Source organism: Streptomyces sp. NBC_00328, assembly GCF_036139655.1.
GTDB lineage: Bacteria > Actinomycetota > Actinomycetes > Streptomycetales > Streptomycetaceae > Streptomyces.
Map to the genome: position 1 here is coordinate 9161028 of NZ_CP108013.1, position 16673 is coordinate 9177700.

General features: G+C 71.0%; 16 protein-coding genes. 12 read left to right on the forward strand and 4 right to left on the reverse strand.

What is annotated here, in order from left to right:
* Window positions 1-6: 6 nt before the first annotated feature.
* Complete coding sequence (locus OG485_RS40255) at window positions 7-1362, reverse strand: glutamine synthetase family protein (RefSeq protein WP_328673722.1); 1356 nt, start codon at window positions 1360-1362, stop codon at window positions 7-9.
* 562 nt (window positions 1363-1924) lie between these two features.
* On the opposite strand from OG485_RS40255, the gene OG485_RS40260 reads away from it, so the two are divergent.
* The 8 genes from OG485_RS40260 (at window position 1925) to OG485_RS40295 (ending at window position 9849) form a co-directional block, all read left to right on the forward strand.
* A complete protein-coding gene (locus OG485_RS40260; protein ID WP_326783586.1) occupies window positions 1925-2113 on the forward strand; it encodes a ferredoxin in 189 nt (62 codons plus the stop codon).
* A 5-nt stretch (window positions 2114-2118) separates the two neighbouring features.
* Window positions 2119-3327, forward strand: a complete 1209-nt coding sequence (locus tag OG485_RS40265) for an NAD(P)/FAD-dependent oxidoreductase (protein WP_328673726.1) — start codon at window positions 2119-2121, stop codon at window positions 3325-3327.
* A 22-nt stretch (window positions 3328-3349) separates the two neighbouring features.
* The gene (locus OG485_RS40270) at window positions 3350-4156 is read left to right on the forward strand and encodes an acetoacetate decarboxylase family protein (RefSeq protein WP_328673728.1); all 807 of its coding nucleotides are present in this window, start codon (window positions 3350-3352) and stop codon (window positions 4154-4156) included.
* 34 nt (window positions 4157-4190) lie between these two features.
* Window positions 4191-5654 carry an aldehyde dehydrogenase gene (locus OG485_RS40275; RefSeq protein ID WP_328673730.1) on the forward strand — a complete coding sequence of 488 codons (1464 nt, stop codon included), beginning with the start codon at window positions 4191-4193 and terminating at the stop codon, window positions 5652-5654.
* Window positions 5647-6582, forward strand: coding sequence for a 3,4-dihydroxyphenylacetate 2,3-dioxygenase (locus OG485_RS40280; protein ID WP_328673732.1), 936 nt, complete (start codon window positions 5647-5649; stop codon window positions 6580-6582). The genes OG485_RS40275 and OG485_RS40280 overlap by 8 nt, the downstream gene beginning before the upstream one ends.
* 9 nt (window positions 6583-6591) lie before the next feature.
* A complete protein-coding gene (locus OG485_RS40285; RefSeq protein WP_328673735.1) occupies window positions 6592-7437 on the forward strand; it encodes a fumarylacetoacetate hydrolase family protein in 846 nt (281 codons plus the stop codon).
* A 155-nt stretch (window positions 7438-7592) separates the two neighbouring features.
* Window positions 7593-8219: a TetR/AcrR family transcriptional regulator gene (locus tag OG485_RS40290; protein ID WP_326783580.1), complete on the forward strand. Its 627-nt coding sequence runs from the start codon at window positions 7593-7595 to the stop codon at window positions 8217-8219.
* 169 nt (window positions 8220-8388) lie between these two features.
* Window positions 8389-9849, forward strand: coding sequence for an APC family permease (locus OG485_RS40295; protein ID WP_328673738.1), 1461 nt, complete (start codon window positions 8389-8391; stop codon window positions 9847-9849).
* A 15-nt stretch (window positions 9850-9864) separates the two neighbouring features.
* On the opposite strand, the gene OG485_RS40300 is transcribed toward OG485_RS40295, so the two are convergent.
* The gene (locus OG485_RS40300) at window positions 9865-10230 is read right to left on the reverse strand and encodes a hypothetical protein (protein WP_328673739.1); all 366 of its coding nucleotides are present in this window, start codon (window positions 10228-10230) and stop codon (window positions 9865-9867) included.
* 117 nt (window positions 10231-10347) lie between these two features.
* Between OG485_RS40300 and OG485_RS40305 the strand changes: the two genes are divergently transcribed.
* Window positions 10348-11838, forward strand: a complete 1491-nt coding sequence (locus OG485_RS40305; protein WP_328673740.1) for an aldehyde dehydrogenase — start codon at window positions 10348-10350, stop codon at window positions 11836-11838.
* Window positions 11839-11888: 50 nt separating this feature from the next.
* On the opposite strand, the gene OG485_RS40310 is transcribed toward OG485_RS40305, so the two are convergent.
* On the reverse strand, window positions 11889-13091 hold the full coding sequence (locus tag OG485_RS40310) for an RNA-guided endonuclease InsQ/TnpB family protein (protein WP_328673742.1): 1203 nt from the start codon (window positions 13089-13091) through the stop codon (window positions 11889-11891).
* Between the two features lie 308 nt (window positions 13092-13399).
* Between OG485_RS40310 and OG485_RS40315 the strand changes: the two genes are divergently transcribed.
* The gene (locus OG485_RS40315; RefSeq protein ID WP_328673744.1) at window positions 13400-14110 is read left to right on the forward strand and encodes a gamma-glutamyl-gamma-aminobutyrate hydrolase family protein; all 711 of its coding nucleotides are present in this window, start codon (window positions 13400-13402) and stop codon (window positions 14108-14110) included.
* 61 nt (window positions 14111-14171) lie between these two features.
* Here OG485_RS40315 and OG485_RS40320 read toward each other — a convergent pair whose 3' ends face one another.
* A complete protein-coding gene (locus tag OG485_RS40320; RefSeq protein ID WP_328673746.1) occupies window positions 14172-14744 on the reverse strand; it encodes a MarR family winged helix-turn-helix transcriptional regulator in 573 nt (190 codons plus the stop codon).
* 239 nt (window positions 14745-14983) lie between these two features.
* Between OG485_RS40320 and OG485_RS40325 the strand changes: the two genes are divergently transcribed.
* Both OG485_RS40325 and OG485_RS40330 read left to right on the forward strand, forming a co-directional pair.
* Window positions 14984-15385 carry a YciI family protein gene (locus OG485_RS40325; protein ID WP_328673749.1) on the forward strand — a complete coding sequence of 134 codons (402 nt, stop codon included), beginning with the start codon at window positions 14984-14986 and terminating at the stop codon, window positions 15383-15385.
* Entirely contained in the window at window positions 15382-16632 is a 1251-nt protein-coding gene (locus OG485_RS40330; protein ID WP_328673751.1) for an RNA polymerase sigma factor, read from the forward strand. The genes OG485_RS40325 and OG485_RS40330 overlap by 4 nt, the downstream gene beginning before the upstream one ends.
* Window positions 16633-16673 lie beyond the last annotated feature (41 nt).

Genomic DNA, 16673 nt, shown 5'->3' on the forward strand with positions numbered 1-16673 from the left:
GAGGGTTTACAGGTGGTAGGCGTACTCGGTGAACTCCCAGTCGGTGACGTGCCGCCCGAAGCGCTCGACCTCGTCCCGCTTGTAGGTGAGGAAGGAGGAGGTGAAGTCCTTGCCGAGGATGTCGGTCAGGGCGGTGTCCGCCTCCAGCGCGTCCAGCGCGGCGGCCAGGCTCGTGGGCAGCAGGGCGGAGCGCGCGGTGTCGTAGCCGTAGCCCTCCAGGGGCGCCTCCGGCTCCTCGCCCGCCAGGACGCCGAGGAGCGCGGCGGCGATGGTCCCGGCGACCAGCAGGTAGGGGTTGGCGCTGGCGTCGCCGAGCCGCAGCTCCAGGCGGGCGCCCGAGCCGCGCTCGGGCGGGATGCGCACCATGGCGCTGCGGTTGTCGAGCCCCCAGTCGATCAGCCAGGGCGCGAGGGTGTCGGGTCCGAAGCGCTTGTACGAGTTCACGGTCGGGTTGGCGAGCGCGGCGAGCGCGGGGGCGTGGGCGAGGATGCCCGCGATGGCGTGGCGGGCCGTGGCCGAGAGGCCGTACGCGCCCGACGGGTCGTCGAAGGCGTTGCGGCCCTCGGCGTCGTCGCAGGACAGGTGGAGGTGGAAGCCGGAGCCGCCGGCGTCGCCGAAGGGCTTGGCCATGAAGGTGGCGAGGTTGCCCTCCAGACGGGCGAGTTCCTTGACGGCGGCCTTGAAGCGGAAGGCGCGGTCGGCCGCGTCCAGGGCCGCCGAGTGGGTCAGGTTGATCTCGTACTGGCCGCCGTCGAACTCGTGGTTGCCGGTGACGACGCCGAGGCCCAGGTCGCGCAGCCGGCGCAGGGTGCGCAGCAGGTGGTTGCCCGGGTCGGCCCGCAGCCCGGCGGTGTAGACGGCTCCGGTGGCCTCGGGGGAGCGGCGCCAGCCGGTGGGGGTGCCGGGGGCGGGCTCCAGCAGGAAGTACTCCAGCTCGGGGCCGACGACCGGGCGCAGACCCTGCTCGGCGCACCGGGCCAGGACGGTCCGCAGCAGGTCGCGCGGTGATTCCGGGGCGGGGCCCCCGGTCGCCGGGTCGGTGACCTCGCCGAGGCAGGTCGCGACCCCGGGCTCCCACGGCAGTACGGCCGCCGTGGACAGGTCGGGGCGTACGGACACGTCGGGCAGGCCGGCGTCCAGGCCGCCCGCGACGGGGACCACGTCGCCCTGGGGCGTGGTGTGGTAGACGGCGCGGCAGAAGGCCAGTCCGTGCTCGCAGGCCGAGGGCAGGTGGCCGAGCAGGACGTCACGGGCGCGGTCGGTGCCGATCAGGTCGGGATAGACGACCCTGACCACGTCGACGCCCTCGGCGGCGAGCCGCTCCATGTGCCGGCGGACGTCTGGGGTGTCGGATGCGCTCACCGTTGTCTCCTTGGCGGAAGGGTGGGATGTCCCGGTGGCCTGAGGCCGGGGACGCGTGGTGTGCAGAGAACGGGAGCCGGGGTGCGGGGGAGGCGGGGGTGCCGCTCGGAACAGTCCGGCTCCGCGGCGCCCGGGGCGGCGGCACCTCGTGGCGTCGTGGCCTCATCCGAGTACGTCCCGTAGGCGGATGAGGATGCGCCGTGGAGAGGCGTTCCCACAGGCCGGAAGGCGTGGGAGGCACCCCGGGCACCAGACCCCGCGGCCTGATCCGAACTGCTCCGAACGACATCCTCAGGTCGAACCCCGTCGAACCCCGAGTCGGTCGTTTGAGTCCGAACGGTATGAGGCGGGTTGCGGTCCCGCAAGAGGGTGGCGGTAAGAATTTATCCACCTGGACAGGTATTGACCAGGGTCGAACGGCTTCCTATGTTGTTTGAAGCCAAACGAGTCAGGGAGGCGGCTTCGCTTCCCTTTGGCCGAGGGGCCCGGTCCGGCATCGGTCGGGCCCCTCACTTTCCCTTCCCTCCCTGCTCCGACGCCCGTATCCACAGGAGGACCGGCCATGAAGGTCGTCGTCGACATGATCAAGTGCCAGGACCACGGCCAGTGCGTCTTCGCGGCCCCCGACGTCTTCTCGATGGACGACGACGGCCACCTCGCCTACGTCTCCGACGTGGACGAGGCGCTGCGCGACGAGGTCGAGGAAGCCGCCGACGTGTGCCCGCTCCAGGCCATCCGGATCGAGGGCTGATCCCGATGACCGCACGCGTAGTCGTCGCGGGCGCCTCCATGGGCGGCCTGCGCGCCGCCGAACAACTGCGCGCGGCGGGCTGGACCGGCGAGGTCACCGTCGTCGGCGACGAGCCGCACATGCCCTACAACCGGCCTCCGCTGTCCAAGGAAGTCCTCGCGGGCAAGGCCTCGTTCGAGTCCCTCGCCTTCACCCCGAAGGCGGCCGCCGCCGATGTCGAATGGCGGCTCGGAACGCGGATCGCGACGGCCCGCCTCGACGAGCGCGTGGTCGAACTCGCCGACGGCGAACGGCTTTCGTACGACGGACTGGTCGTCGCCACCGGAATGCGCCCCCGCCGGCTGCGCTGCCCCGGCCCGCTCATCGGGCGCCACACGGTCCGCACCCTCGCCGATGCCCAGATCCTGCGCGACGCGCTGATCCGGCCCGGAGCACGGGTGGTGGTCGTCGGTGCCGGATTCATCGGCTGCGAGGTCGCCGCCACCGCCGTAGGACTCGGCGCGGCGGAGGTCACGGTCGTCGACCCCCTGCCGCTGCCCATGGCCGGTCCGCTCGGCGACCTGCTGGGCGGTGCGCTGCTCAAGCGGCACGAGGAGCGCGGAGTACGCTTCGCGCTCGGCACCGGAGTCGCCGGGTTCCAGGGCGACCAGCGGGTCACCGGAGTAGTCCTCGGCGACGGAACGGTCCTCGCGGCCGACGTGGTCGTGGAGTCGGTCGGCTCGGTCGCCAACACCGAGTGGCTGAACGGCAACGGACTCGACCTGTCCGACGGAGTCCTCACGGACGAGCACCTGCGGGTCGGCGGACGCTCCGAGGCCGTCGCGGTCGGCGACGTCGCCCGCTTCCCCAACGCCCGCTACGACGGCGTACCCCGCCGCGTCGAGCACTGGTCCATCCCGACGGACACCGCCAAGCACGCCGCGAAGGTCCTCGCCGCCCATCTCGGCGGCACGGAAGCCGAGTTGACCCCCTTCGCGCCGCTGCCCACGTTCTGGAGCGACCAGCACGACTTCCGGCTCCAGTCCTTCGGCTCGCCGCTGCTCGGCAAGGACGACGTGCGGATCCTCGAAGGCGACCCGGACGGCGACGTCGTGGTCGGCTACCACGCCGGCGGCCTGCTGGTCGGCGTCGTGGCGCTCGGCGGCCAGTCCGCCGCGATGCGCGCGGCCCGCTACCGCGCCCAGCTGCTCAAGCAGCCTGCCCTCACCGCGTAACGAAGCGTTAGGAATCCCCGCTATGTCCCCTGTCCGTGGTTTCTTCCACCCCAAGACGGCCGGCGGCACCTCGTCGCTCGTCCCGTCCCCGCCGTGGCGCTACTCCGGCGACCTGCTCACCGTCGAGTACCGCACCGATCCCGCACGGGTGCGCGAACTGCTGCCCGAACCACTGGAGTTGGCCGACGAGGACCCGGGCGCGGTCGCGATGATCTGGGCCGACTGGCAGTCCTGCTCCGGCTCCGGCGACGAACTGCTCGACCCGGTCCTCGCCCAGTACAAGGAGGCGTTCGCGGTCGTCCGCTGCAAGTACCGGGGGCAGACCTACACCCGCTGCGTGTACATCTGGGTCGACAAGGACTTCGCCATCGCCCGCGGACTGCACCAGGGCTACCCGAAGAAGCTCGGCTCGATCCACCAGACCCGCCCGCACCCCTACGGCCCGGCCCCGCGCATCGAGGCCGGCGCCCGCTTCGGCGCCACCCTCGCCGCCGCCGACCGGCGCCTGGCCCAGGCCGTGGTCACCCTGAGGGAGCCGTCCGAGACCAACGGCTTCGTCAACGCCCACCCCATGGCCCACCACCGCTGGCTGCCCTCCGTCGAGAAGGGCAAGGGCCTCGCGCTCGACGAACTGATCGAGACGGGCGCGGCCTCCTTCGAGGGCGGACAGGCCTGGGTCGGCGACGCCGATCTGGAGCTGTTCGAGGCGCCCACCGAGGAGCTGGCCCGACTGGAGATCCGCGAGCCGATCGCCGCCTACTACCGGCAGGTCGGTGTCGTCTGGGACGGCGGACGACTTCTGGAGTCCGGCACCTCCGGCGCCGAGTGACCCCCCTACCCACCACAGGACTTGGAGTCCGGACATGACCGAGCACACCCTCACGGTGGCCGGGGTCGCCGTCGACACCCGGCACTGGATCGGCGGCGAACGCGTCGCCTCCGCCGAGACGTTCACCGACGTCTCGCCGATCGACGGAAGCGTCCTCGGCGAGATCTCCCGGGGCACCGAGGTGGAGGTCGACGCGGCCGTGGCCGCCGCGAAGGCCGCCTTTCCCGCCTGGGCCGCCACCTCCCGCGCCGAACGCGCCCGCATCCTGCACGCCGTCGCCGACGGCGTGGAGAAGCGGATCGAGGACCTGGCGATCGTCGAGACCACCGACAACGGCGCTCTGCTGCGCTCGCACCGCCGGGGCGTGATGCCGCGCGTCGCCCACAACTTCCGCTTCTTCGCCGACTGGCTCCTGGAGCTGGACCACGAGGACTTCGAGACCCGCGGCCACACCAACCACGTCAGCTGGGACCCGGCCGGCCCCTCGGTGCTGATCACCCCCTGGAACGCCCCGCTGATGCTGTCGACCTGGAAGGTCGCCCCGGCCCTCGCCGCCGGCAACACGGTCGTCCTCAAGCCCGCCGAGTGGACCCCGCTGACCGCCTCCCTGCTCGCGGACATCGCCGCCGAGGCCGGACTGCCCGCCGGCGTCCTCAACATCGTCCAGGGCTACGGCTCCGAGATCGGCGACGCCCTCACCTCGCACCCCGACGTGCGCCGCATCAGCTTCACCGGTTCCGTGCCGACGGCCCAGCGGATCACGCAGTCGGCGGCCGTGAACCTCACCCCGCTCAGCCTCGAACTCGGCGGCAAGTCGCCCCTGTTGGTCTTCGCGGACGCCGACCTCGACCTTGCCGTCGACCTCGCCGTCGAGCAGTACGACAACGCGGGCCAGGTCTGTCTCGCAGCCACCCGCATCCTGGTCGAGGAGACCGTCGCCGAGGAGTTCACCCGCCGGTTCGCGGAGAAGGCCGCGGCCATCGTGCAGGGGGACCCGCGCGACGAGGCCACCGACATCGGCCCGAACATCCACGAGCGTCAGCTGGAGAAGATCGACGGCTTCGTGCGGCGCGCGGTCGACGCGGGCGCCCGCGCGGTCATAGGCGGCCACCGCGGAGAAGGCCAGTACTACGCGCCGACCCTCCTCGCCGACGTCGCCCAGGACTCCGAGATCGTCCAGGAGGAGGTCTTCGGACCCATCCTGACCCTCCAGACCTTCACCACCGAGGACGAGGCGGTCCAGCTCGCCAACGACACCCGCTTCGGGCTCGCCGCCACCCTCGCCACCGGCGACCGGGAACGCGCCGCACGCGTCACCGAACGGCTCGTCGCGGGAACGGTCTGGGTCAACTGCTTCTTCGTACGCGACCTCCAGGCGCCTTTCGGCGGCTCCCGCCACTCCGGCGTCGGCCGGGAAGGCGGCACCTGGAGCTTCGACTTCTACTGCGACCTGAAGAACACCGTGACCGCGCCGAAGGGATGGAAGAACCATGGGTGAGATCGTCGGGGCGGGGCTGCTCGCCCACGTCCCCACCATCGTGCTCCCCGAGGAGATCCGGCTGGAGCTGAACGAGGGCAAGGAGATCACCCTCGTCACCGGTCTGGAACAGCTTCGCCGGGAGGTCTTCGAACGCGACGACTACGACACCGTCGTGGTGCTCGACTCGCACTGGGCGACCACCGTCGAGTTCGTCGCCACCGCCCAGCCGCGCCGGGCCGGCCTGTTCACCTCCGAGGAACTGCCGCGCGGCATGTGCCGGATGCCGTACGACTACCCCGGAGACCCCGAACTCGCCCACAACATCGCCAGGTTCGCGGACAAGCACGGTACCTGGATCACCGCGATCGACGACGAGTACCTGCCGGTCTACTACGCCACCATCAACCTCTGGAAGTTCCTCGGGGAGGGGCTGCCCGACAAGCGGTGGGTGACCATCGGGGTGTGCCAGACCGGCGACATGGAGGACCATCTGCGGCTGGGCCGGGCCCTCGCCGACGGCATCGCCGCCACCCCTGGCCGCCGGGTGCTGCTCATCGCCTCGGGCGCCCTCTCGCACACCTTCTGGCCGCTGCGCGAACTGCGGGACCACGAGTCCGGCGACCCGGCGCACATCTTCACCCCCGAGGCGCGCGCGGCCGACGAGGAGCGCATCGCCTGGTTCAAGGAGGGCCGCCACGACAAGGTCCTCGACACCATGGACGAGTTCTGGAAGTACAAGCCCGAGGCCAAGTTCTTCCACTACCTGATGATGGCCGGCGCCCTCGGCGAACAGGCCTGCGTCGCCACGGCCCGCCAGTACGGCGAGTACGAGAACTCGATCGGCACCGGCCAGGTCCACCTCTGGTTCGACCGCCCGGCCGACGGCTGGACCGGCGCGGGAACACCCGCGGCCGTCGCACCCCACAACCCGCACCGACGTTCCTAGGAAGCCGCCATGCCCGAATACCGCCGCATCCTCCTCGACGGCGCCGCCGTCCAGGTCACCGTCGACGGGGACGAACTCGTCGCCGGTGACGGCCGCCGCGTCAGGACCGAGGAGGCACAGCACCTGCCCCCGGTCGTGCCCTCCAAGGTGATCGCCGTCCACCTCAACCACCGCAGCCGCGTGGACGAGTTCGGGATCGAACTCCCGCCCACTCCCACGTACTTCCACAAGCCGACCTCGGCCCTCAACTCCCACAAGGGCGCCATCGTCCGCCCCGAGGGCTGCAAGTGGCTCAACTACGAGGGCGAGGTGGCCATCGTCATCGGGAGGACGGCACGCAACATCTCCGCGGCCGAGGCGGGGGAGTACATCGCCGGCTACACCGTCGCCAACGACTACGGCCTGCACGACTTCCGGGACACCGACGCCGGGTCCATGCTCCGCGTCAAGGGCTCCGACACCCTGTGCCCGCTCGGCCCCGGCCTGGTCACCGACTGGGACTTCCGCGGCAAGAGCCTGCGCACGTACGTCAACGGCGAGGTGGTGCAGGACGGTTCGACCGACGAGATGCAGTGGGACATGCACTACCTCGTCGCCGACATCGCCCGCACCATCACCCTCTACCCCGGCGACGTCCTGCTGTCCGGCACCCCGGCCAACTCCCGCCCCGTACAGCCCGGTGACGTCGTCGAGGTCGAGGTCGAGGGCCTGGGACGGCTCACCAACCACATCGTGACCGGCCCGACCCCCATCCGCACCGACGTGGGCGCCCAGCCCACCGAGTCCGAAGAGGTGCTGTCCACCGCGCTCGGCGGGGACTGGGAGTTCCGCGGCATCCGTCCGCCCCGGCGCTGATGCCCGCCGCACGAGGGCGCGGCGCAGGCCAGGACGGCGTGAGCCGCCCGGCGGACCGCTCCGGCGCGCGGCGCGCGGAGTCCGGCGCGGGCACCACCAAAGGGCCCGCGCCGGTCCGCCCCGGGCCCCTTGAGCAGGCGGGTAGGGTCGGGACCATGACCGAAACCGCCGAGACGCCTGAGGGCCGCAAGCCGCGTCGGCGCATGAACTACGGAGAGGGCCGCGAAGCCCTGCTCAATGCCGCCGTACGCGTCGTGGCCAGGGGCGGGCTGCGACGGCTCACCTACCGGGCCGTGGCGGAGGAGGCGGGCACCACGCACGGGCTGGTCGTGCACCACTTCGGTTCGCGCGACGCGCTCATCGAGGAGGCGGTCGCGCACGCGATCCGCACCTCCCTGAACACCAGCGCGCTGGAGCCCGGCACCGGCAAGGTCGAGGACTTCTCGGTCGGAGTGTCCGAGATGGTCACGGCCGATCCGGACATCCAGTCGTTCCAGTACGAGCTGCTCCTGGAAGCCAGGCGCCGCCCCGAACTGCTCCCGCATCTGCGCGCGTTGTACGACGAGTACTTCGACGCCACCGGACGCGAGCTGTCCCGCATGCTGCCCGACGGTGCCGGCCAGCCGCTCACCAGGCTCGTCTTCGCCGCCCTCGACGGCCTGGTCCTGCACCAGCTCGTCTTCGGCGGCCCCGAGGTCACCGACGCCGCCATCGAGGAACTGCGCTCGCTGCTCCGGCTGCTGGAGGCCCGGCGGCACACCGACGCCGAGGGCCGCGACTGACGTTGCGACCCGCGTGTTCCAAGGCCCCGGACGCCTGTCGTCCGGGGCCTGTCGCGTTCGGGCAGGAAACCGGCCGCAACCCCTTGTCAAACGGATAGTTCCAGCTCAGTATGAGGCAACTCGTTTGGCCTGAAACGAATCCCTCTTTCCTCACTGGCAGGTGATCCGAGTGGACAGTCAGACGGCGGTCGTGAACCAGACCGCGCCCGACGCCCCCACAGCAGGCAAGCTCAAGCCCAACTCGCTCGGCGTTCTGGGCATCCTCTTCTTCGTCCTCTCCGCCCAGGCACCGCTGACCGGTGTCGCGGGCGCCGTTCCCATCGCCGTCGGCATCGGAAACGGCGCGGGGGCACCGGCCGCCTACGTGGTGGCGGGTCTGATCACCCTGCTCTTCTCCGTCGGCTTCGTGGCGATGGGCCGGCACGTCGTGGACGCCGGCGCCTTCTACACGTACATCGGCAAGGGGCTCGGCCGGACCGTCGGGACCGGCAGCGCGGGGATCGCGCTGTTCGCCTACTGCGCGATCCAGGCCGCCATGTACGGCCTGTACGGGGCGACCGTCAACGGCCTGCTCGCCCACTACACAGGGGTGGACGTGCCCTGGTGGGCGTGCGCCCTGGTCACGATGGTGATCGTCCAGGTGCTCGGCAGTGCGGGCATCGAGATGGGCGCGAAGGTGCTGGCCGTCTTCGTCCTGGCCGAGTTCAGCATCCTCAGCGTCTTCGCGCTGGTCACCTTCTTCAAGGGCGGCGGGCCCGAGGGCCTGGCCTTCACACAGTCCTTCTCGCCGAGCGCGGCGTTCGACGGCGCCCCGGGCGTGGCCCTGATGTTCGCCGTGGCGTCGATGATCGGCTTCGAGGCCACCGCGATCTACGGCGAGGAGGCGCGCGAACCCCGCAAGACCGTCCCGCGGGCCACCTACGCGGCCGTCGCCTTCGTCACCGGCTTCTTCGGGTTCGCCTCCTGGATGCTGGTCTCCTCCTACGGACCCTCGAAGGTGTCCGGGGCCGCCGGCAAGGCCCTGGAGAGCGGCGACTCGACGAGCTTCGTCTTCGCGCCCATCGCCGACCTGCTCGGCACCTGGGTCAACGACGTCCTGCCCGTCCTGCTGGCGACTTCCCTCTTCGCCGGCATCCTCGCCTTCCACAACTCCGCCAACCGCTACCTGTTCTCGCTCAGCCGCGACGGACTGCTGCCCCGCAAGCTGTCGTCGATCAACCACCGGCACTCGCCCAGCGCGGCCGGCTGGGTCCAGACGGCCATCGCGGTCCTGCTGGTGGTCCCGTTCGCGCTGGCCGGCAAGGACCCCGTGGTGACCCTGTTCTCCTGGGGCAGCGGCGTGGCCGTCCTCGGCATCATGGCGCTGTACCTGCTGACGTCGGTCTCCGTGGTGGCCTTCTTCCGCCGCGAACGCCTGGACACCCGGCCCTGGAACACCCTGATCGCTCCCTCCCTGGGAGCCCTCGGCGTGGCCGGGGCGATCTGGCTGATCGTCCAGAACTTCACCACGCTCATCGGGGGTGAGGGCAGCACCGCCCTCGTGCTCGAGCTGACCGTCCCGGCCGTCCTCGTCCTGGGCCTCATGGCGGCACGGCTCACCCGTGACAAGGCCGGTGCCGCCGGCGGCTGACACACGCCGGGCCGGTCAGCCGGCCCGGTCCGCCGCCCGGCCGAGGAAACCGTCGACCAGCCGGCGGGCGTTCGCCCGGGCCATGGGTTCCATGGCCCGGCTCCGCGCCGGCAGTCCGCCGGGGTCCACACCGTGGCGTACGCGCTGCTCCGCTCCGCCGGCCTCGATCCGGCCGCGCACCATCGCCGTGGTGATCCCCGGATGGAACTGCACACCCAGGCCGGTCTCCGTCCCGAAGAAGTCGAACTCGACGTCCGGCGCGTGATGCCGGTGCTCGGGCACGACCGTCATGACCGTGAGGTCGTAACCGCGCTCCTCCAGCCGGGCTCCGACCAGCCCCGGTTCCGTCACGTGGTCGTGCTGGACGACGAGCGCTCGCACGGTGAGGCTCCCTTCCCCGCGGTGCCCGCGGACCTGCCGGATCGGTGCAAGGAGCCCTTGCCCAGGCTCCGCGCCCACCTTATCGTTTGGGTTCAAATAACTTTCTGGAGGCCCCGCATGACGGACGTCACCCACGCGGAGTGGCTGCTCCGAGCCAAGTCCCTGGACCTTTCCGGCGCCCATCACATCGACGGCGCCGACGAGGACGGCGGGGGAGCCGCCTTCGACGCCGTCTCGCCCCGTGACGGCCAGGTGCTCACCCGCGTCGCCGACGCGGGCACCGCCGAGGTCGACGCCGCCGTCGCCGCCGCCCGCCGCGCCTTCGACACCGGCCCCTGGCCGCGCCTCGCGCCCGCCGAACGCGGCACCATGCTGCTGCGCATCGCCGACCTCCTCCAGGAGCGCCGGGCCGACCTCGCGCTCACCGTCAGCCTGGAGATGGGAAAGCCCATCACCGACGCGTACGCCATCGAACTGCGCGCCCTGATCAACACCTTCCGCTGGTACGGACAGCTCGCCGACAAACTCACCGACGAGTCCCCGCACACCCCCGCGGACGCGCTCGCCCTGGTCACCCGGGAACCGGCCGGAGTCGTCGGCGCCGTCGTGCCGTGGAACTTCCCCCTGACGCTCGCCGGCTGGAAGGTCGCCCCCGCGCTCGCCGCCGGCTGCACGGTCGTCCTGAAGCCCTCGGAGAACTCGCCCCTGTCCGCGCTCCTCCTGGGCCGGATCGCCACCGAGGCCGGACTGCCGCCGGGCGTCCTCAACGTCGTGGGAGGCACCGGCCCGGTGGCCGGCCGGGCGATCGGCCTCCACCCGGACGTCGACGTCCTCGCCTTCACCGGCTCCACCGCCGTCGGCCGCCACTTCCTGCACTACGCCGCCGACTCCAACCTCAAGCGCGTATGGCTCGAACTGGGCGGCAAGTCCCCGAACATCATCCTTCCCGACGCTCCCGACCTGGAGAAGGCGGCCGCCACCGCGGCCTGGGGCATCTTCTTCAACCAGGGCGAGATGTGCACGGCCCCCTCCCGGCTGCTCGTACACGCCTCGATCGCGGAACAGGTCACCGAGTCCGTCGTACGACGGGCACGTGAACTGCGGATCGGCGACCCCCTCGACCCGTCCACCGAGATGGGCGCCCTGGTCGGCGAAGCGCACCTGGGCCGCGTACAGGACCACATCTCCACCGGCCTGGCCGAGGGCGCCCGGCTGCGCACCGGCGGATCCCGCACCCTCACCGACACCGGCGGCAGCTTCCTGGAACCGACCGTCTTCGACCGGGTGGACCCCGGCATGAGGCTCTCCCGGGAGGAGATCTTCGGCCCGGTCCTGTCGGTCCTCGCGTTCGACGACCTGGACGAGGCCGTACGGCTGGCCAACGACACCGAGTACGGGCTCGCCGCGGGCCTGTGGACCTCCGACCTGTCGACCGCGCACCGGGTCTCCCGCGCCCTGAAGGCCGGAACGGTCTGGGTCAACTGCTACGAGGAGGGCGACCTGACCGTCCCCTTCGGAGGCATGAAGCAGTCGGGCAACGGCCGCGACAAGTCGGCCCACGCCCTGGAGAAGTACACCGAACTCAAGACCACCTGGATCCAGCTTTGACTCCTCCCCTTCCCTGAGGAGGGGGATTCCTGGCTCACTTCGCCTGGCACCTAGCAGGTGGCGGGGCTTACAAGATCAGCACCAGCCGGGTTGAGACCAGCCCGGACGAGCATCACGCGAGCGGAGTTCTTGTCCCTGGGGGACGCGGCTCCGCACGCGGTACACGTATACGTTCGTTCAGAAAGGGGCAGTGCGTGCTTGGCTCTCGCTCCGCACTGTGCGCAATCCATCGTGGTGTGCGCGGGGTTGACCAGGTGCACGATGCGCCCGTGCTTGCGGGCCATCTCGATCAGCGCGTTCTTGGTGGCACCGATGGCGGCGTCGGCAGCCTTGCGGGCCATGGTGGACTTAGCGAGGAACTTCGGGCGGAAGTCCTCGACGGCCAGGGTGTCGTGGTCGCGGACTACGGCCTTGGCCCATTTGCGGCCGGTGTCCTGGCGTTGTCGGGCAATCTTCTTGGAGACCTTCGCCGCCGCGTTGCGGGCTTTGCGGTAGCCGCCGGAGTCGGGCCTGTTCTTCGGCGTCCGGCGGCGGGCCATCTGCCGCTGGTAGCGGGCCAGTTTCGCCGCGGAGGTCCTGCCGTGCTGCGGGTGCGGGAGGTCGTGGGCGTCGCTGGTCGTGGTGGCGGTCTCCTTCACGCCCCAGTCGATGCCGATCGTGCGTCCCGTGGCGGGCAGCGGGTCGATGCCGGCCTGCACGACGAACGAGGCGTACCAGTGGCCGAGGCTGTCCTGGTACACGCGCACCGACGTCGGGTAGGCGGGCAGGTCGCGGGACCACACCACGCTCAGGGCGATGTTGCCAGCCAGGTACAGACGGCCGTCCCTGACCCGGAAGCCGCGCCGCGTGTAGTTCAGCGACACCAACACCTCGCGCTTGCGCTTGATCCGGGGCATCCCGGCCCGCTGCCGCATCGGCAGCCGGGCCTTGATGTCCCCCAGCGCCTTCGCACGGGACGTGGCGAAGTCCCGGATCATCTGCTGCTGCGGCACCGAGCTGCCCTCGCGCAGCCACGCCATCGCACCACGAGCCTGGGTGAGCATCTTGTCGAGCTGTGCCGGACCGCAGGTCACCCTCTCGGCGGCGTTCCTGTTCAGACCGTGGACCTTGCGGGACATGGCCACGCACTCGTTCCACACCCACCGGCACCGCGCCCACTCGGCATCCAGGCGGGCAAGCGCGGTGGACGACACGCGAAGGCGATAGGTGTACCGGGCGTGCACGGTATCTCCCGCACCATCTGGCGTCGTCATGTCGTCATGCTGCCAGCGCGGCACCGTGCCGGGAGGGATGAATCGTAAAAAAAGCCTGCATCACGTTCACCCTGCCTGTCGAAGCCGCTGCCTGACTCACGTTTCAGGCGAGGGCCAGTCGGCGGTCACCCAACTCAGAGATGGTCCATCGCGGCAAGGGCGAGTACCGCACCGCCGCGACGGACACTGAATCGCCCTGTCGGCGATTCAACTTCCCTTGCCCGGCTCCGCAGGAGCCCGAATCTCCCCCACAAGCGGGAGGTATCCCCAACCCGGCCTGAAGGCTGGGGCAACCTCGGAGGACTTCGTTGATACGCCCCTTGATCGCCGTTCCGGCCCGTTTCTCCGCGACGACCTCAGCCCTGCGGTACGCCGCCGAGGTCAACGCCCGCGCCCTGATCGAGGCGTTGTGGCGGGCCGGCGGCGAACCGGTGACCATCCACCCGGCCGATCCCGCCGTCACGGACGTGACCGCACGCCTCGCCCGCTTCGACGGGGTTCTGCTCCCCGGCGGCGGCGACCTTGCTCCCCACCGCTACGGAGCCGCCGACACCCACGACAGCGTCTACGACGTCGATGACCTCCAGGACACCTTCGACCTCGAAGTCGCTCGCCGGACAATGGACTTGGGCATCCCCCTGCTGGCCGTGTGCCGCGGCCTCCAGGTCGTCAACGTGGCCCTCGGCGGCACCCTGGAACAGGACATGGGCGGCCCCGAGCGCGAACACCGGCACGTCGTGCACCCGGTGGCCATCGAGCGCGGAACCCTGCTGGAGCGGGCCACCGGCGCACAGAAGACGGAGGCGTCCTGCTATCACCACCAGCGGGTCGAGCGCCTCGGCTCAGGTCTGACGGTCACCGCACGCGCCGCGGACGGGACCGTGGAGGGACTTGAACTCCCGGACGCCGAAGGGTGGTTCACCGCGGTGCAGTGGCATCCGGAGGACACCGCGCACGAGGATCCTGTCCAGCAGGCACTGTTCGACGCGCTGGTCGGCGCGGCCGGTGAGGGGCGCTGATCCTGCTGGGGGTTGCGGGGTTGTGGGGGCGAGGGGCTCCTGGACCTCGGCCCCCCGGCCCTCAGCCCTTCGCCCGTCGGCCGCTGCGGCGGCGGGCCGGTTCGGCACCGTCGAGGAGGGTGAGACGGCGTTCCTCGCCCTCCTCCTCGACCTGGCGCACGACCTGCCGCAGCCCTTCGGCGACGGTGTGGCACTCGTCGTCGCTGAGCCGCGAGGCGACGAACGCCTCCTCCTGGTTGAACCGCGGGAACAGGCGCTCCATGAGCGCTTCGCCCTCGTCGGTCAGACTGAGCAGCTTCAGCCGGCCGTCGGAGGGATGACCGGCGCGTGTCATCAGCCCCCGCCCCTCCAGGGTCCGTGAGACACCGGTGAGCGTGCCCTTGGAGATCCCGGCCTCCTCGGCGACGTGCCGGGTCTCCGACTCGCCCCAGACCCAGACCACCCAGAGCACGACGAAGGACGTCCAGGTCAGATCCGCGTCGCGCAGCACCGAGTTCTCCAGGTGCTGCCGGACCGCCGAGGCGGCACGGTAGATGTTGGCGACCACCGCCATCTGCTCGCGGTGTATCGGAATACCGCCCAGTTTCGCGGCTGCCAGCTTCTCCGCTTCAGTGATGGACCGATGGCCGGGCACAGGCACGCTCCGTTGATCGTTCGGACCCAAATTGTACGGGACGGACCGCGCCCTCGGACCGTCGGACAACGCCCGCGGACCGGCGGACCGCGGCCGCGACGCGGCGGGTTCGCGGCTCGGCCCGACGCGGAACCGGATTCTTCCCAAGATCTTCTTCCGGCGATGTAGAGAACCCGTGGGCGGCTCCGTTCATAGGGGGAGTGCGCCAGACTGGGCGGGCCGAAGATCGAGGAGTTCATGTGCCGAAGTTCCTGTTGTTGGTCAACCACGACGGTGGAGAGTTCGAGCAGCCCATGGACGAGTGGGCTCCGGACGATGTCACGGCACACTTCGACTACTACGAGGCGTTGACCAAGGAACTGGTCGCGAGCGGTGAGATGGTGCAGTTCACCGGGCTCGCCGACCCGCGTCTCGCCAGGATCGTGCGCTCGGACGGAGCTTCGGCGCCGGTGGTGACCGATGGGCCGTTCCCGGAGTCCAAGGAGGTTCTGGCCGGCTTCAATGTCATCGACGTGGAGTCCGAGGCCCGGGCTTTGGAGATAGCCGCCAGGATTTCGGCGGTGCCCGGACCCGGCGGGGTTCCGACGCGGCAGCCGGTCGAGGTGCGCCAGGTCATGAACGACATCGCGTTCGACCTGTGACGGACGGCCCGATAGTCGAGGACCTGCTGCGCGAGCTGGCGCCGCAGGTTCTCGGCACGCTCGCGCAACGCCTGGGGGACTTCGACACGTGTGAGGACGCCGTCCAGGAAGCACTGATCGCCGCGGCCCGGCATTGGCCCGCCCATGGGGTGCCGGGCAACCCGCGCGGCTGGCTGCTGCGGACCGCCACGCGCCGCTACACCGACCAGATGCGCGGCGAGACGGCACGACGGCGACGCGAGGAACGTGTCGCGAGGGAGCAGGCTCCCGCTGCGGGCCCGGCCGACGACGACACTCTCGCGGTGCTGTTCATGAGCTGTCATCCCACGCTCACGCCCGCCTCGGCGATCGCCCTGACCCTGCGGGCCGTCGGCGGGCTGACGACCGCCCAGATCGCGGCCGCCTACCTGGTCCCCGAGGCGACGATGGCGCAGCGCATCAGCCGGGCCAAGCAGCGCCTGAAGGCGTCCTCGGTGCCGTTCGGGGTGCCCGTACCGGGTGCGCCGGACTGGCCCGCGCGGCTCGGCTCCGTACTGCACGTGCTGTACCTGCTGTTCAACGAGGGTTACACCGCCTCGGGCGGCTCGGTCCTGCACCGTGCCGACCTGTCCGGCGAGGCCGTCCGGCTGGCCCGGCAGGTGCACCGGATCCTGCCGGACGAGGGTGAGGTGGCCGGGCTGCTGGCCCTGATGCTGCTGACCGAGGCCCGCCGCCCGGCGCGCACCGGCCCGCACGGCGAGCTGGTCCCCTTGGCCGAGCAGGACCGCACGCTGTGGAACCGCCGCCTGATCCAGGAGGGTTCCGCGCTGGTCATCGGCACGTTCGCGAAGAGAGGGCGGCCCGGCGCGTACCGGTTGCAGGCCGCCGTCGCGGCCGTGCACGACGCCGCCGTTCGCGCTCAGGACACCGACTGGCCGCAGATCCACGGCCTGTACGAGTTGCTCGAACACGTGACGGGCAGCCCGTTGGTCACCCTCAACCGCGCGGTGGCCCTCGCGATGGTCGACGGTCCGGCCGCCGCCCTGGCGCTGCTCGACCGACTCGACGCCGACGGCCGAGGCCCCCTCGCCAGCCACCACCGGACGCACGCGGTACGGGGCCACCTGCTGGAGATGGCGGGAGAGCCGACACCGGCCCTGCGCCACTACCGCCTGGCGGCCGCTCTCACCACCAGCATCCCCGAGCAGCGCTACCTCACGACCAAGGCGGCCCGGCTGCACCAGAGTTCGCCTCCGCCGACCGGCTGACGAACGGCCACCCACGTCCTCCGTGGGCGAACTCGTCATCT

Bases quoted from the DNA above. Each gene is read 5' to 3' on its own strand.
- OG485_RS40310 (WP_328673742.1), bottom strand. From the start codon at position 13,091: ATGACGACGCCAGATGGTGCGGGAGATACCGTGCACGCCCGGTACACC.
- OG485_RS40290 (WP_326783580.1), top strand. From the start codon at position 7,593: ATGACCGAAACCGCCGAGACGCCTGAGGGCCGCAAGCCGCGTCGGCGC.
- OG485_RS40265 (WP_328673726.1), top strand. From the start codon at position 2,119: ATGACCGCACGCGTAGTCGTCGCGGGCGCCTCCATGGGCGGCCTGCGC.
- OG485_RS40270 (WP_328673728.1), top strand. From the start codon at position 3,350: ATGTCCCCTGTCCGTGGTTTCTTCCACCCCAAGACGGCCGGCGGCACC.
- OG485_RS40260 (WP_326783586.1), top strand. From the start codon at position 1,925: ATGAAGGTCGTCGTCGACATGATCAAGTGCCAGGACCACGGCCAGTGC.
- OG485_RS40280 (WP_328673732.1), top strand. From the start codon at position 5,647: ATGGGTGAGATCGTCGGGGCGGGGCTGCTCGCCCACGTCCCCACCATC.
- OG485_RS40275 (WP_328673730.1), top strand. From the start codon at position 4,191: ATGACCGAGCACACCCTCACGGTGGCCGGGGTCGCCGTCGACACCCGG.
- OG485_RS40305 (WP_328673740.1), top strand. From the start codon at position 10,348: ATGACGGACGTCACCCACGCGGAGTGGCTGCTCCGAGCCAAGTCCCTG.
- OG485_RS40285 (WP_328673735.1), top strand. From the start codon at position 6,592: ATGCCCGAATACCGCCGCATCCTCCTCGACGGCGCCGCCGTCCAGGTC.